Origin of the sequence: Pseudomonas sp. URIL14HWK12:I12 (genome assembly GCF_003097135.1) — a bacterium.
Taxonomy (GTDB): domain Bacteria; phylum Pseudomonadota; class Gammaproteobacteria; order Pseudomonadales; family Pseudomonadaceae; genus Aquipseudomonas.
The window spans coordinates 395,173-409,207 of record NZ_QEQL01000001.1; the positions used below are offsets into that span (position 1 = coordinate 395,173).

12 protein-coding genes are annotated in these 14,035 nt (G+C 60.9%); 4 read left to right on the plus strand and 8 right to left on the minus strand.

Going from position 1 to position 14,035, the window contains the following annotated elements; all coding sequences use genetic code 11:
* Positions 1-26: 26 nt before the first annotated feature.
* On the minus strand, positions 27-179 hold the full coding sequence (locus tag F474_RS22600; protein ID WP_165830249.1) for a hypothetical protein: 153 nt from the start codon (positions 177-179) through the stop codon (positions 27-29).
* A 448-nt stretch (positions 180-627) separates the two neighbouring features.
* Between F474_RS22600 and F474_RS01760 the strand changes: the two genes are divergently transcribed.
* Complete coding sequence (locus tag F474_RS01760; RefSeq protein WP_097084242.1) at positions 628-1,497, plus strand: oxaloacetate decarboxylase; 870 nt, start codon at positions 628-630, stop codon at positions 1,495-1,497.
* Between the two features lie 73 nt (positions 1,498-1,570).
* Here F474_RS01760 and F474_RS01765 read toward each other — a convergent pair whose 3' ends face one another.
* Positions 1,571-2,137 (minus strand): TetR/AcrR family transcriptional regulator, encoded by a 567-nt coding sequence (locus F474_RS01765; protein ID WP_097084241.1) that lies wholly within the window; start codon positions 2,135-2,137, stop codon positions 1,571-1,573.
* A gap of 47 nt (positions 2,138-2,184) precedes the next feature.
* On the opposite strand from F474_RS01765, the gene F474_RS01770 reads away from it, so the two are divergent.
* Positions 2,185-2,865 carry a glutathione S-transferase family protein gene (locus F474_RS01770; RefSeq protein ID WP_256577683.1) on the plus strand — a complete coding sequence of 227 codons (681 nt, stop codon included), beginning with the start codon at positions 2,185-2,187 and terminating at the stop codon, positions 2,863-2,865.
* Here the strand turns inward: F474_RS01770 and F474_RS01775 are convergent.
* Positions 2,852-3,196: a gamma-glutamylcyclotransferase family protein gene (locus tag F474_RS01775; RefSeq protein WP_097084240.1), complete on the minus strand. Its 345-nt coding sequence runs from the start codon at positions 3,194-3,196 to the stop codon at positions 2,852-2,854. The two genes, F474_RS01770 and F474_RS01775, sit on opposite strands and share 14 nt — an antisense overlap.
* A 111-nt stretch (positions 3,197-3,307) precedes the next feature.
* Here F474_RS01775 and F474_RS01780 point away from each other — a divergent pair, with 111 nt between their 5' ends.
* Complete coding sequence (locus F474_RS01780; protein WP_097084239.1) at positions 3,308-3,985, plus strand: GNAT family N-acetyltransferase; 678 nt, start codon at positions 3,308-3,310, stop codon at positions 3,983-3,985.
* 4 nt (positions 3,986-3,989) lie between these two features.
* Here F474_RS01780 and F474_RS01785 read toward each other — a convergent pair whose 3' ends face one another.
* From F474_RS01785 to lhpI, 4 genes are all read right to left on the minus strand, one after another.
* Positions 3,990-5,207 (minus strand): protein-disulfide reductase DsbD, encoded by a 1,218-nt coding sequence (locus tag F474_RS01785; RefSeq protein WP_097084238.1) that lies wholly within the window; start codon positions 5,205-5,207, stop codon positions 3,990-3,992.
* Positions 5,208-5,220: 13 nt separating this feature from the next.
* Positions 5,221-5,772 (minus strand): peroxiredoxin, encoded by a 552-nt coding sequence (locus F474_RS01790; protein WP_097084237.1) that lies wholly within the window; start codon positions 5,770-5,772, stop codon positions 5,221-5,223.
* Positions 5,773-5,864: 92 nt separating this feature from the next.
* Positions 5,865-6,956 carry a virulence factor family protein gene (locus F474_RS01795; RefSeq protein ID WP_256582771.1) on the minus strand — a complete coding sequence of 364 codons (1,092 nt, stop codon included), beginning with the start codon at positions 6,954-6,956 and terminating at the stop codon, positions 5,865-5,867.
* Between the two features lie 324 nt (positions 6,957-7,280).
* Entirely contained in the window at positions 7,281-8,204 is a 924-nt protein-coding gene (gene lhpI / locus F474_RS01800; protein ID WP_097084235.1) for a bifunctional Delta(1)-pyrroline-2-carboxylate/Delta(1)-piperideine-2-carboxylate reductase, read from the minus strand.
* Between the two features lie 528 nt (positions 8,205-8,732).
* Between lhpI and F474_RS01805 the strand changes: the two genes are divergently transcribed.
* Positions 8,733-10,307 carry a GGDEF domain-containing protein gene (locus tag F474_RS01805; RefSeq protein ID WP_097084234.1) on the plus strand — a complete coding sequence of 525 codons (1,575 nt, stop codon included), beginning with the start codon at positions 8,733-8,735 and terminating at the stop codon, positions 10,305-10,307.
* Between the two features lie 24 nt (positions 10,308-10,331).
* Here F474_RS01805 and F474_RS01810 read toward each other — a convergent pair whose 3' ends face one another.
* Positions 10,332-13,700: an Ig-like domain-containing protein gene (locus F474_RS01810; RefSeq protein ID WP_116562219.1), complete on the minus strand. Its 3,369-nt coding sequence runs from the start codon at positions 13,698-13,700 to the stop codon at positions 10,332-10,334.
* Positions 13,701-14,035: the final 335 nt, after the last annotated feature.

The following is a 14,035-nucleotide window of genomic DNA, read 5'->3' on the forward strand; positions in this document are numbered from 1 at the left end:
GCTTTCGACTACGTCTCTTCTGCACTTCAAATAGCGTCTTGCAAAGCAGCGATCAGCGCCTCCAAAGCCTCAGCCAGGCGGGCGTCTTCACGGGCATCGCCGCTTTCGGGAACAAACTCTTGGCAGTGCCGTAGCAGTGCGTCTCGGTCGTTACAATTCAGATCAAGTTGAATATGCATGTTCGAAAATCCCTAGATGGTTGAACTGCAGCCCGACCCCTGGCGCGCAAGCACGCTTTGGTCGAATATTGCGCGCCGATTGGAAGCGAGGAGGACAGGGCATTGAAGGTTGAGCAGGAAGCGCAGGTGTGGTTGTACGCCGCTGAGCACTATCGTGATTCTCGTGGGTGATGCAGTCGCCAGCTACCGCCGTAAACCGGGCCTGGACAGTTTGACTCGCATCTACAAGATTAATCAGTGGGGGTCACAGCTTTAGCAGGCAAATTATGGTTTACGGGGGCAGGTGACAATGGCATCTATTACCTACGACACGCAATTTAACATAATACACATTACACGACATATCCTGTAACACCCATGGCAGTCAGCCACTGCTCACGCTAAAATGCGCCTTCCTTAAAAACGCCAAAGACCGCGGCTCCTGCAATGGCCGTGGTGAGGAACAACGATGTCCAGACTCTCCCATCACGATTTGCGTAACTCGTTTCGCCACCTTCTCCAGTCAGATGCCTGCTACCAGACAGCTTCGGTCTTCGATCCGATGTCAGCACGCATCGCCGGCGACCTCGGGTTTGAAGTAGGCATTCTGGGAGGCTCGGTCGCCTCGCTGCAGGTACTCGCCGCGCCCGACTTCGCCTTGATTACCTTGAGCGAATTCACTGAGCAGGCAACTCGCATCGGCCGTGTGGCGCAGCTGCCGTTCATTGCCGATGCCGACCATGGTTACGGCAATGCCCTGAACGTGATGCGCACTGTGCAGGAGCTGGAGCGTGCCGGTGTGGCCGCGCTGACCATCGAAGACACATTGCTGCCGGCCCAGTTTGGCCGTAAGTCCACCGACCTGATCAGCATCGAGGAAGGCGTCGGCAAGGTCCGCGCTGCGCTCGAAGCACGTGATGACAAGGCTCTTTCTATCATTGCGCGCACCAATGCCGGTGTTATCTCCGACCAGGAAGTTGCGCTGCGTGCCAGGGCTTACCAGGACGCCGGTGCTGATGGCATCTGCGTGGTAGGCGTGCGTGATTTCGACCATCTTGAAGCAATTTCGCAGCACATCAGCGTGCCGTTGATGCTGGTGACTTACGGTAACCAGAACCTCACCGATCAAGAGCGCCTGGCCAGCCTGGGTGTGCGTATTATCGTGGCTGGCCACGGTGCGTATTTCGCCTCGATCAAGGCCACTTACGACAGCCTGCGTGCCCAGCGCAACGTCACCCGTAGCACTCAGGACCTCACTGCCAGCGAGCTGACCCATACGTACACCATGCCTGACGAGTACGTGAGCTGGGCGCGAGAGTTCATGAACGTTCGCGACTGACTGCGCTTCAGGTTGCTCCAGCGCCACCGCAACGGTGCGCAGGGCAACCTGAATTCATCTCCCCCGGCCGAAGTCAGTCGCCACCCTCCTCGCTTATCAAAGCTAGCCCCCCGGCCCTGCAGGCTGCCAGCAGCTCCTCCACCAAGCCGTCGTCTTCCAGCGACCGCGCCAATGCCACACCGCCAATCAGCATCACCGCCATCTGCAGCGCCTGGGCGCGATTGCCGGTGGCCGAAGCAGCCTCAATACGCTCGACGAACTGGCTGAAACTGCGGGTGTAGCTGTTTCTGACAGCACGGTCCTGATGGGCCATATCAGTCGCCATGAAGGCCAGCGGGCAACGCAGGGTTTGGCCACTGACGTGCTCGGGACGCAAATACGCCTGCACCAGGGCGCCGAGGCCCGCATCGCTGAGTGCGTCGAGCCGGGTGCCTCCGCACTGTGCAGCGTGGGCAATGGCTTCGTCGAGCAACTCGGCCTTGGTGCGAAAATGGTGATAAAAAGCCCCTCGAGTCAAACCGGCATCAGCCATCAGCATGTCGATGTTGACGGCATCAAAACCTTGCAAGGCAAACAACCGTGCGGCGCTATCAAGGATGCGGCGGCGAGTTTGCAGCTTCTGATCTTCGGGCCAGGCCATGGAAGGCTCCAGAATATGTTCTTGAACAGATGGTCAGGTACGAGAGCATGCCAGCCTTCATCCTCAACAGCGAGTTCGCGATGACTTTGCACATTCTTGGCCCCGGTTACAGTTCCCTGGTGCGCAGCGTACGCCTTTACTGCCTGGAGAAAGGCTTGCAGGCCAGCTTCGGCATGCACCTGGGCGGCACGCCCGTCGCCCTGCGCAGCCCTGAACATCTGAGGCTGCAGCCCCTCGGGCAAGTGCCGGTGCTTCTGCACGGCGAGCAGGTGGTGTTCGAAACGGCAGTCATCTGCCGCTACCTGGATCAGGCGTTCCCGGAAACTTCGCTCACGCCCGTTGATGCGCGGGCCGCGTTGGAGGTTGCCCAATGGGCAAGCGCCGTCTCAAGCACCGTGGATGCGCGAGTGATACGGCGTTACCTGCTACGGATCGCTGGCCCCAAGGGAGGTTCGGCCATTACCCCGGAAGAGTTGGCTCAGGCCCAGGCCGAGGTGGAGTTCACCCTGGCGGCGGTCGCTCACCAACTGGGTGAAAAGCCATTTCTGTGCGGCGAGGCGTTCACGTTGGCAGACGCCCTCCTCGCGCCGATGCTCGACTATCTTGAGCGCACTCCCGGTGCGGGCTGGCTGGCAAGGCATGAGCCGCTAGGGGCTTATTTGCAGCGGTTAAAGGCTCGCCCTTCGGGCCAGCAAGTGCTGGTGGCGCCAGATTTTACTGCGCCCTGACATACACCCAGGCCTGCGCGCCCGACGCCAGTGCGGCGCTAACCCGCTGGTAATCCGCCACTTCATAACCATCGGCTGCGGCCAGCTCCTGGGCGGTGATTTCGAACACCGTGCCAGGTACCTGGTCGGTTGCCACGCCGCTGTAGCTGACAATGGGATGGTGGGTCTGGCCGCTCTGCTGCAATACCAGGGGGTCGGTGATTTCTACCCAGCCCTGGCGATAGCCGACCAATGCATCAGGCTGCCCAGCCAGCCGCCGCCCAAAGTTGGCCAGTTGCACCGCTTCGTCTTGTAGGGTGCCGTAGGAAAACAGCAAAACCGTATCGCTCATCCAAATGCTCCGCTGGCAAAAGCGCACAAGCCTAGCACCTAGAACGCGGGCCGGCATGCGCCTGGCACCGAGTGCGGTATGATGCGCGCCTCAGTTTCACGACGAGCCGCCATGTTCAGCCTCAGCCATTGGGCCAGCCCGCCTCCCGAACCTCTCGCCAGCCAGGTACAGCAGCTGGCGATTGACCACCTCACATTGCTCAGCCCCTCGGCCCTGCAGCCTAGTAACCCGCTATACCCGCTTTATCAGTACGGCCTGGGCCTGGAAGTGCATCGCTATCTGCAGGCCATGGGTGGTGAGGCCCTCAGGGTAGAGCTGTTGCTGGCACTGGATGACACCGACCCCGAGCAGGTGCTGGGCTTTGCATTGTATCTGCCGGCACAGGATGCCCCCGAGGCGTGTGCCCTACTCTACCTAGCCGTGCGGCCAAGCCATCGCGACCAAGGCATTGGCCGGGCGTTGCTGAACGCAGCCACGGCGCGCTACCCGCACGTCGAAGCAGCTTGTGCCCTGCCCTGCGTCGATTGGTTCCAGGCCCAAGGCTGGCACATCCTCGGTGCGTTGGGCCCGCAGGTGCTTGTGGGCACTCGGGCGCAACGCACCGCCGGCTGGTTCGAGCGGCTCGACGTTGCCCCGATCTATCGCACGCTCGAGGTACAGCAGATCCACGCCTACCTGCTCAACCAACACGGCCGCAAGGCCATGCAGGAGGCTGAGAAGCAGCGCGATTACCGACTCGACCAACTGGAGCGCCAGGCCGCTCAGCGGGCGCGGCCGATCCTGCACTAAGGTATCAGTGGCTGGCCGCAGCCCTTTCCAGCGCTGCGACCACGGTAGTGACGGTCAGCACCTGAGGCAGCACTTGCGGCTCCCCGCCGTCGGCCGGGTACAGTACGTACAACGGCAGGCCGCCCTGCCCGAACTGGTTGATCGCGTCGTCGACATCTGCGTTGAACTGGGTGGAGTCGGCGATCAGGTAATGCGTACCGGTGCGCGCCATGGCCTGCTTGACCGCATCCTGTGAAAGCGCCACGCGCTCGTTGACCTGGCAGGTTACGCACCAGGCCGCGGTGAAATTCACGAAGATCGGATGACCCTTGCCACGCTCAGCCGCAACGGCCTGCGGGCTCCAGGTGCCACGGGCGACTTCAGTGGTAGCCGGGGTGGCGGTTGTGCGCGGTAGGCTGCCCAACGGTAGCGCCAGGGCAAGCACGACCAACCCGGCCATGGCCGAAAGCGACCAATGGCGCATCCCCAGCAGTTGCCGGCGCTGAGCGCGGCCGTGCAACCAGGCAGCAAAGCCCACTGCGACTGCAGCCCCCAGCAGGCTTCCCAATGCACCGTCGCCAGCCTGCAAGGCCAATACCCACGCCAGCCAAGCCGCCGCACCCAGCATAGGGAAGGCCAGCACCTGCTTGAACGTGGCCATCCACGGCCCTGGTCGCGGCAGCACACGCGCAAGCCCCGGGGCCCAGGCAAGCAGCGTGAAGGGCGCGGCAAACCCCAGCGCCAATGCACCGAACACCACCATGGCCTGCGCAGCCGGTTGCACCAGCGCGTAACCCAGGGCACCAGCCATGAACGGCGCGCTGCATGGCGTGGCAACTACGATCGCCAGTGCGCCGGTCAGGGCAGCCCCTAGTGGCCCGGCCCGGTCAGGTGCAGCGCCACCCAGGCGCTGGGCTGCAAGGCCAACCTCGAAAACCCCGAACAGGTTCAACGCAGCAGCCAGCATTACCAAGGCGAGCAAGGCGACCACCAACGGTGACTGAAGCTGGAAACCCCATCCGGCCGCCACACCCGCTGCGCGGATCGCCAGCAGCATTCCCCCCAGCGCCAGCATGGTCAGCACTACCCCTGCCAGAAACGCCAGGCCCTCCACACGAGCCTGGCGGCGATGGTGCACGTGCCGCACTAGGCCCAGGGCCTTAAGGGAAATGATGGGGAACACGCAGGGCATGGCATTGAGGATCAACCCACCCAGGAAGGCGGCGAATACCGCGCTCAGCATGCTCTGAGCCCCATCAGGAATGGCTGGCGTGCCATTGCTTGACCGCCTCCATCGCCTTTTGAATATGCGCTTCGGGGTTACGGTCGGTGTAGCTGAGCAATACCTTGCCGTCGGGTGCGATCACGTAGGAGGTGCGATCGGACAGCGTCTTGCCGTCGGGCGTTTTGATCAGTGTCTGGTATTGCTCCGCCACCTTGGCACCGGGGTCGGCGGCTACGGTGAATTTGTCGCGGCATTCAAGTTTGGAGAAGTCGGCCACCCGTTCGAGGTTGCCGGCGGTGACACCGATCACGGTGGCACCGAGCTGCTTGAACTGGTCGGTAGCTTCGGCGAATGCATGGGCTTCCAGGGTGCAGCCGGCGGTGAACGCGGCCGGAAAGAAATACAGCACCACCGGCCCCTGTTGCAGGGCCTTGGCCAAGGAAAACGCGACCGGCTTGCCCGCCAGTGCGCCGTCGAGTGAGAAGTCAGGTGCACTGGCGCCCTCGGGCAGAGCGGCGAAGGCCGGAGCGGCCGAGGCCAACAGTGCGGCGAGCATGAACGGCAAAGCCTTGGAAATTTTCATCGAACATCCGGTTTTGGCATAGAGGGCGCGCGGGGATCGCACGGCCCTTTGCAGCATAGCCCAGCGTTACAGAACGCTGGATGAAACCGCCCTCAGATCAGCTGGCGGCGGCCGCATCCACGCCGATGCGCGATCGCTTCGCCCAGGCGCCGGGCCAGTGCTACGTAGTCGCTGTCGAAATGGTGCCCGCCCTCAAGCGGCACTACCTCACCCACCGAAGGCTGGCCAAGGCATCCGCTGTCTTTGGCTTCGTTGAGGCCATACACGCAATACACCTTCTCTGCCGGCACTTTCGCAAGCTCCGGGCCGGTTTGGTAATTGCCTTCGCCGGTGCCCAGCCAGCCTTCGATGCGAATCTCGAAGTTGGCCGTACGGGCAAAGGCAAGCAGGATCATACTGTCTACTGACTGCTGGTCGGCCGCTGGCAGCCGGTTGTAGATCGCCGGAAGGATATCGGCGCCAAAGGAATACCCGGCCAGCACGAAATGCTGCACGCCCCACTTCTGCCGGTACTCGGCCATCAATCGGGCGAGGTCCTCAGCGCTCTGCTCCGGGCTTTTGAAACTCCAGTAGTACTTCAGCGTATCCACGCCCAGTACCGGGTTGCCCAGGCTTGCCATGGTCTCGCCGACCTGCTTGTCGATATCACGCCAGCCACCATCCCCTGAATAGAAAATCGTGACGGTGTCCGAAGGCTGCGGGGTGGGCATCTCGACCACCTTCATTGGCTCATTGGCGTCGTCACTGGCAAGGCTCAGCACCGAGCTGCGCAGGTACTGCACCAAGCGTTGCCCTGGTTGCGCTTCAACCCCGGAGCCCAGCAGCAGCCGTTTGCCTGCATGGGCGCCAGCGGGCATGCACGGGCCCATCAGGCCATCCATCACGACCGCACGGGCGCCGCTGTGGTGGTGGGCACCTACCCACTGCGCAGCCAAGCCGCCACCTGAGCCAATGCCCGCCAGCAACGCAGGCGCGTTGGGCAACTCCTGCAGGGCCTTGGCTACCGAACTGGCCTGCTCTTCACAGGTGCCCTGCGGCACGCTGATCTGCACCAGTTCAGCGGAGGCATCGAGGCTGAGCTTCTGCAAATCATGGGCGCTGATCAGCTGTTCAGGGGGCATCAGAAGCGCCACCGTCTGGGCACTCTTGCCGCGAGGGATCACCCGCGTGATGGTGTTCGACATCTGCTCCACCGCCGGCAATGGCGGTGGCAAGTGCGGGCGGCGCTTGGAAGAATGAAAGGGCGAAATCAGATAAAGCGCGGTACTGCTCAACGCGACAACAAGGCACACAGTGGCCCAAACGCGATGTTTGCCAGGCATGGATAGCGTCTCGAAAGCTCGTTTTAGAGCCGACTCAGGAGCGGCGGGGCCCAGCGGTGGCTGGGCGTTCCTTCTTACGTCGGCTATCCATGCTCATCGGCCTGAACCGGGGCGCGCCTGCACGATTGCAACAGGCACGATACACGGACGGATCATAGTGCCGTTAGTGGCTAAATACTAGCACCCCTAGAGACCCATCGAGCCCCAAGCTACCCTCCCTGCTGCCAAGTCCCAAGCGCCTGTGCCCACGCTTTTGAAAACGACGGGCAGGGTGAGGTCGACCTGACCGCGCAGCGCCGAGGCCAGCGAGTTTACCTGCGCCCAGTCCACACGGGCGCGCAGCAAGTCGCCGGCCTCATGCCGGGCGCCGTCAGGCTCATCGGCAAACAGCTGGCTGCTGGCCAGGGTCTGGGGGCCGATTTCGGCCATTTCAGGCTTGAACGCCCCTACACCGATGACCAATCGCCCCGCCTGCCCGGGAAGGTCGTAGACAGGTTCGAGGCTGGTCGTGAGCAGGATCACCACATCGGCTGCTTCGGGCAGCTCATTTGGGCATGGCGCAAGGTTCGAGTGCCAGGGGGCACAGGCCCGGCAGAAAGCCTCGGCGCTCTGTTGGCTGCGGCTGCGCACCCACACCTGCGCCTTGGGGTACAACGCGGCAAGGGCCTGAACGTGATGCCGGGCCTGCACCCCGGTCCCGTAGAGCACCACTGAGCAGGGTGTGCAAGGTAGCAGCGTGCCGATGGCCAGCATGCTCACAGCGGCCGTGCGCCGGCCCGTCACTTCAGGGCCATCGAGCACGGCCCGGATCGCCCCGGTTCTGGCGTCGCATAGGCTGACCGCACCATGAATCGTGGGCAACCCCAACGCGCCGTTATGAGGCTGAACGTTTACCAGCTTGTGAATGGCCAGGTCGGAAGCGGTCGCCGGCATGCTCAGCATCACCCCGCCCTGCCCCAGCGGCACGACCAACCGCTCGGGGCTGATGATCTCGCCGCGTTCAAGCTCAGCAGCGGCCTGAGCGATTGCTTCGACCAAGGCTGGATAGTCGAGCAGATGCGCAGTCTGCCCGGCGTTGTACACCTCGATTCCGGCGTGGGAGTGGGCCATGCAAAGCTCCGTATCGATGTTGAAATGAGTGTAGGGAGTCTTCCCCATCTAGCCCTTCTGAGTATGGCCAGTCCAAGGGCAACATACCGCGTAAGGCTGCCCGATGAAATGTCTGGAAATAGGATCCTATGAGCGCTATACATGGAGAATGATTTCAAACGGGAGACCTCACCATGCCCCCCTTCACTGCAAACTTTCAGGCTGGAGACGCTTGGGAACCTTATGACCCAGGAGAACAGGCGCCGGTGTCGGGTATCTACCGCTGCGAACACTGCGATCAAGAAGCTACGGTGATCCGGGGCCATCAGCTACCTCCGCGTTCACATCACACTCATCTTTCTCCGCTGTCTATTCGATGGCGGCTGGTGGTCAAACGCAACGAATGATCCCCTGCCCGAGCGTCCAGGGCGCAAGCTCCCGTGGTAAAACTATGTAATAGCCCGTTACAATCACCGCCCTTGGGGCCACTGCCCCGCTACAGGCCCCTTTTTCTCGTAGGGGCCCCGGCCGTATTGTTTCGAGACCCACATGCCAGGACGCAACGGGCCCTCAGCCTCGCTTTTCGCCATGAACACGGTGCCGCACAGCAGCGGCACCCGCATCGTGCGCCTTTCGTTGATCTTCATGCTGCTCGTCTTGGCGACCTTTCTAAGCGTCGAAGGCTGGCGCGCATGGCGTGATTACCAGCAGGCTTATGCCAGCGCTCAAGACTCGGTCATCAACCTTGCCCGGGCGACCGCTCAGCATGCCGAGGATGCTATCCGCCAAGTCGATGTGCTGACTGACGCTCTGCGAGAGCGCATTGAAGGCGATGGGTTAGGCAGTCTTGACCGCACCCGCATCCATAACCTGATGAAGCAGCAAGCGCAGATCATTCCGCACTTGCACGGGCTTTTCCTGTACGACGCCGACGGCCGCTGGCTTGTGACTGACAAGGACGGGGTACCCGAAGGTGCCAACAACGCCGACCGCGACTATTTCGAATACCACCGTACCCACAGTGACCGGCGCGTGCGCATAGGTGCGGTGGTCAGCAGCCGGTCGACCCACGAGCTGATCATCCCGGTATCCAGGCGGCTGAACAACCCGGACGGCTCCTTCGCTGGCGTGCTGCTGGGTACGATTCGGGTCAGCTACTTCGTTGACTACTATGGCGACTTTCGAATCGATGATCGCGGTGCGCTGGTACTGGCCCTGCGCGACGGCACTATCCTGGTGCGCCGGCCATTCAGTCAGGATGTGATCGGAACCAGCCTCACCCAGAGCGAGATTTTCAAGCGCTACCTGCCGCATTCCAGCGAAGGCGTCGCCGAAGTCAAGGCAGTAGTAGACGGCACTACCCGGCTGTATGGGTACCGCGCATTGGCCAGCTACCCCCTGGTGGTAGAAGCAGGCTTATCGCGCGACTCCTATGTCGGCCCCTGGTGGCGGGACCTCGTCAAAACCGGCCTGGTGCTGGCGGTCATGGTAGCGTGCTTGTCGGGGTTCGGCCTGATCGTCCTAGGGCAGATACGCCAGCGGGTAACCATCGATGAGCAACTGCGCCTGGCCCATCAACGAGTGCGGGAGATGGCACTCACCGACAGCCTCACAGGCCTGGGCAATCGACGCCGGCTGGATGCAGAGCTGGCCGTTCAAATCGCCCATGCCGGTCGGCAACAGGCGCCTTTGGCCTTGATCATGCTGGATGTGGACTACTTCAAGCGTTTCAATGACCAGTATGGCCACGCTGCTGGAGACGACTGCCTGCGACGCGTCGCCGAGGCGATCGCAGGTGCATTGCAAAAGCCCACCGACCTCGCGGTGCGCTATGGAGGGGAGGAATTCACAGTGCTGCTGCCCGATACCGATGCCCGCGGCGCGGCGCAGGTCGCCAAGGCCGTGTTGGCGGCAATACGCAGCTTGAACATTACTCACCAAGCAAGCCCGCATGGCCGCGTAACGGCCAGTGCGGGGATCGCAGCCCGGCAGCCCTCTTCGCCCCTGGGGGCTGAAGGGCTGATCAAAGCTGCCGATACCCAGCTCTACCTGGCTAAGGAGTCGGGGCGCGATAACTACACAGGATGGCCGTATCCCGCGCCCGCTTTTGGCGGCAATCAGTAGCCAAGAACGCTACCTTGGCAGCGGTCACAAGCTTTGTATACCTGCCACGCCGACCATTTCGGGGTAACGCTGATGGGTGGTGGCATAGAACACGTTACCGTTGTAGTGCACGCCCGCTGCGTAACCGCGTTGGACTGATCCCAGCCAACAGTTCCTGAGGCCCTTGAACCTTAGAAGGAAATGCCTGCCCCAGCCGGCCTGGCAGCCACGGACATGTGCAGGCAAGCAAGGCGAGTAACCATGCTTTTTCTGCCACGCAACCGCCCCCGTGTGTGAGGTGTCCGAGATCTCGCCCAGTCTCATGAGGAATATGTTCGTAGCCCTGACCGGATAAGAAACGGTTTGGTTGCTGCCATCGGTGATGGAGATTCTGGCCGTACCGGACCGCAAGACCTTTACTCTGCCCTCAGAATCAACTTGCGCTACTGTGGGGTTGTCTGAGCTGTATTTGTAGGGTGGGCTGCCACCAGTGGCCTTGCGTGATTGAGCTCTGGTCTCGTCGCTCGGCCACTGATGGGCGTGGTTAATTCTTTCCGGAGCGAACCAGCCTTTAAGATCCACACAGACCCAGTCAAACACCATGGTGCCTTGATTCACTGCCAAAGGTGGTGCCAGCATATGCGGCTCTGCGACCTGGAACGTCAGATCCTCGGAGACCTGTTTGGGAAAGCCGTCGCGCTCTATGACGTAGTAAACCACTACATCCATTGGCTTTCCGGTAGCTGACTTGAACTGCGCCGGGTCGATGCCGAACGGGCTTGGGGCACTGCCTGCGGCGACCTGCTGGCTGTCTTCGTAATAGCCTCCTTCTGAAGTTGTCCATACCATTGTGAGTTTGTAAGCGGTGGAGATGTTGCTATTCGGAGGAATTACAACGTCGGCCCCAAGCTTGAAGTCGGCCAGTGAGGGATCCACTACGTGGTCGGTCTCAGCTGGGTCCAACGTCGGTGCAGGGAGGGTTTTTGCGCGGTTGCCGATCTCAACCGTCGAGGTAGCCGACTTTTCAACCACTCCGGATTTACGTTTAACCGTATAGGAAAAAGTCACCTCCCCACCGTCCAATGGCGCCACGCAGTCAGTCGCTTTGAAACGAAACACCACGCCTTTTCCTGCACCTTTGGCTGTAACCGTCCGCCATGGGGAGAGCTTGACCAGTGGCGTGCCGTCGGCGGCCATGCCTTTCCATTGCACCTGCACTTGGTCACCGGCAACCAGCCCTGCGTCTGCAGGGACCAGCACGCTGGCGCGAGCTGAATCAGCTTCAAGGCGCCCTTCCGGCGCTTCACTGAGCAGCGGTGCCGGCAGTTCATCCAGTGCACCATCGATGTCCACAAAGGCGCTGGGCGACCGCTGCGTAGTACCATTGCTAGTTACTTCATAGTAAGCGTGCGCATGCCCTTTACCCGCGTTTGCTACCGTGCCGTAGGGCACAGTGAAACGCAATGTCCTACCTACGGTGCTCACCACTTGGGCCGGCAATGGCAAAGTAGTGCTGTTACCAGCCTCGCTGGTTATGACCCAGTACAAGGTCACTGTGTCATTGACTGCGAAAGGTGCAGGGGTATCGACTTTGATCACCAGATCAGCACCGTCGATACGGTCCAGATCAATGGCCGACACCACCTCGTTGTTATCCGGGTCGCTGGGGTCAACAATACTGGGGGCGGGATAGCTGTCTTTTTTCAGCTCGACAATCACATCGGTTTCATAGGACCACTCTGACTCGTTACCCACTTCGTCTTCGATATAATAGGCCACCGGCAGCCGGTTACTGGCGCCCGCCGCACTGATTGTCGCTGCCGGAACAGTGATGCTCAGCGGCTTGCCAACATCCTCGGTGCGCACTTTGTATCCGACAACCTCGTCGCCCCAGTAGAGGTAAACGAAGTCGTTCGCTCGCATGTTCACATACGGGGGAACGGTCACGACGACAGCTTTTTTTGCATCATCCGCCGTGACTTTGCCTGGTGCAGTAGGTGCGGCCAGCGGGGTGGGGCTTGCTTGGGAGGGGTTGTTTTGCGAGCCACCTGCCTGGCCTGACTGGCTACCGTGCACCTGAACAAAGGATGGCCGTGAGGCGTTTACTGACTTGCCGCTGTAGACCTCGTAATAAACACATACCCGCCCTTGGCCATACTTGGCCACCTCTTCTTGGCGAAGTGTGTACCGGAGTGTTCGCCCCACCACTACGACGTCTTGGCTTCCAACAACTGTCGCCGTAGTACGCCCTGCCGCATCCGTGACTTCCCAGTACAACTTGACGGTATCGCCCTGCTTGAACCCACGTACCGTGTCGACTTTGACAATCACATCCAGCCCTTTGATAGCTTCAAGGTCCAGCGAGCTGACGGTGTAGTTCTTTTCAGGCGCTTTAGGATCTACGACGCTCGGCGAAGGGTAGTCAACGGTCGACAGCTGTACGGGCACGTTTAGTGCGTCTGACACCTGCGACTTCCATGCGGGCGCGGTAGTGATGTAGTAACTGACTGAAACTTGATCTTGCGAAGCGGCGGCCAGCAAAGTCGCACGGCCTACGTTGATCGTCACCGGTTTCCCGATGTCACCCGCCTGGACGGTGTAGTCGACAGTTTGATCACCCCAATTAAGCGTTATCACATCGCCTTCGCGCATGTTGGGGTAGCCGCCGATGGTCACTGAAACGCCGTTGGCCAGGTCTGCTTGGGTGACCGCTCCTGAGGGTGGAAGTGAGGGCTTCGGCGCTGCTGGCTTGGGTGTGCCGGTGAATGGGTTGGTTGCGGGCGTGGGCGAATTACCGGATGCACCTGTGCTCGTTCCTGGTTGAGAACCACTGTTTGACGGACCAGAACTCCCGCCGCCTGGGGCCTGGCCGCTTCCAGCAGAGCCGCCGGTGGCCGGTGCAGGCGTGGGTGCAGGCGCAACACCCGGCTGCCCGTAGCGAACCAAGACCTTGACCGAGGGTGACCTGGCATAAACCTGGCCACCGCGCTCCAAAGTGTAGGCCAACTCATGCAGCCCTTCAGGAACGTCGTCGCTGCTGACATTCAACGTCACAGGGTCATTGCGCATCGCTTGTGCGATCCGCTCCACCATGACGGTCGAGCCACCCCATTGGAGTTTGACAACATCGCCGGGCGCGCGCCCAGACGCAAACGGCACAATGACCATGACGCCATCATCTACCGCCCACACCAGTTCATCGTTCAGCCCCAGATCGGCACTATCCATAGGCCAAATGGCGTCGACGATAAAAGGCGGCAGACAATTATCGGGCGTACGTGACGGATAGCGCGTATTGATGTAGGAGCGATAGTCGTTCAACTGATCCGTGAGACCCTGACTTGGATCGAAGTCACTTTCAATTATGGCGTCGTCAATACTATCAATCATTTTCGGGGCATTAATATCACTCATGATGATTCCTTAGCACGTGAACGATCAAGAAGGCTTTGAAGCTTCAGGCTATCGGGCGGCCGTCAGCCCGACAACTGGCATATCTATCGGTAACTTCGTTGAATTCACGCTCTCTAACGTTATGGATTTAAAACGTTCCGGCTCGCGTCATTTAACTTAAAGGGCGCGCATCAAACTTTCTGCAAACACCTACTTGAATATTGATTTGCAGCACCTCGGGCGAGCCTCCCCCAGCGCCGGCTACGATTGCCTGTTTCCTCTGTTTGACCTGGCAGCCGCCTTTGCCCAAGCTAGCGAGCTTTGCCTACTTCGGAGCTTGCCTGCCGTGTCGCCTT

What these genes read in the sequence shown, in the direction of transcription:
- F474_RS01805 (WP_097084234.1), top strand. Translation starts at nt 8,733, where the DNA reads ATGCCAGGACGCAACGGGCCCTCAGCCTCGCTTTTCGCCATGAACACG.
- F474_RS01775 (WP_097084240.1), bottom strand. Translation starts at nt 3,196, where the DNA reads ATGAGCGATACGGTTTTGCTGTTTTCCTACGGCACCCTACAAGACGAA.
- F474_RS22600 (WP_165830249.1), bottom strand. Translation starts at nt 179, where the DNA reads ATGCATATTCAACTTGATCTGAATTGTAACGACCGAGACGCACTGCTA.
- F474_RS01785 (WP_097084238.1), bottom strand. Translation starts at nt 5,207, where the DNA reads ATGCTGAGCGCGGTATTCGCCGCCTTCCTGGGTGGGTTGATCCTCAAT.
- F474_RS01810 (WP_116562219.1), bottom strand. Translation starts at nt 13,700, where the DNA reads ATGAGTGATATTAATGCCCCGAAAATGATTGATAGTATTGACGACGCC.
- F474_RS01780 (WP_097084239.1), top strand. Translation starts at nt 3,308, where the DNA reads ATGTTCAGCCTCAGCCATTGGGCCAGCCCGCCTCCCGAACCTCTCGCC.
- F474_RS01795 (WP_256582771.1), bottom strand. Translation starts at nt 6,956, where the DNA reads ATGTCGAACACCATCACGCGGGTGATCCCTCGCGGCAAGAGTGCCCAG.
- lhpI (WP_097084235.1), bottom strand. Translation starts at nt 8,204, where the DNA reads ATGGCCCACTCCCACGCCGGAATCGAGGTGTACAACGCCGGGCAGACT.
- F474_RS01770 (WP_256577683.1), top strand. Translation starts at nt 2,185, where the DNA reads ATGCCAGCCTTCATCCTCAACAGCGAGTTCGCGATGACTTTGCACATT.
- F474_RS01790 (WP_097084237.1), bottom strand. Translation starts at nt 5,772, where the DNA reads ATGAAAATTTCCAAGGCTTTGCCGTTCATGCTCGCCGCACTGTTGGCC.
- F474_RS01765 (WP_097084241.1), bottom strand. Translation starts at nt 2,137, where the DNA reads ATGGCCTGGCCCGAAGATCAGAAGCTGCAAACTCGCCGCCGCATCCTT.
- F474_RS01760 (WP_097084242.1), top strand. Translation starts at nt 628, where the DNA reads ATGTCCAGACTCTCCCATCACGATTTGCGTAACTCGTTTCGCCACCTT.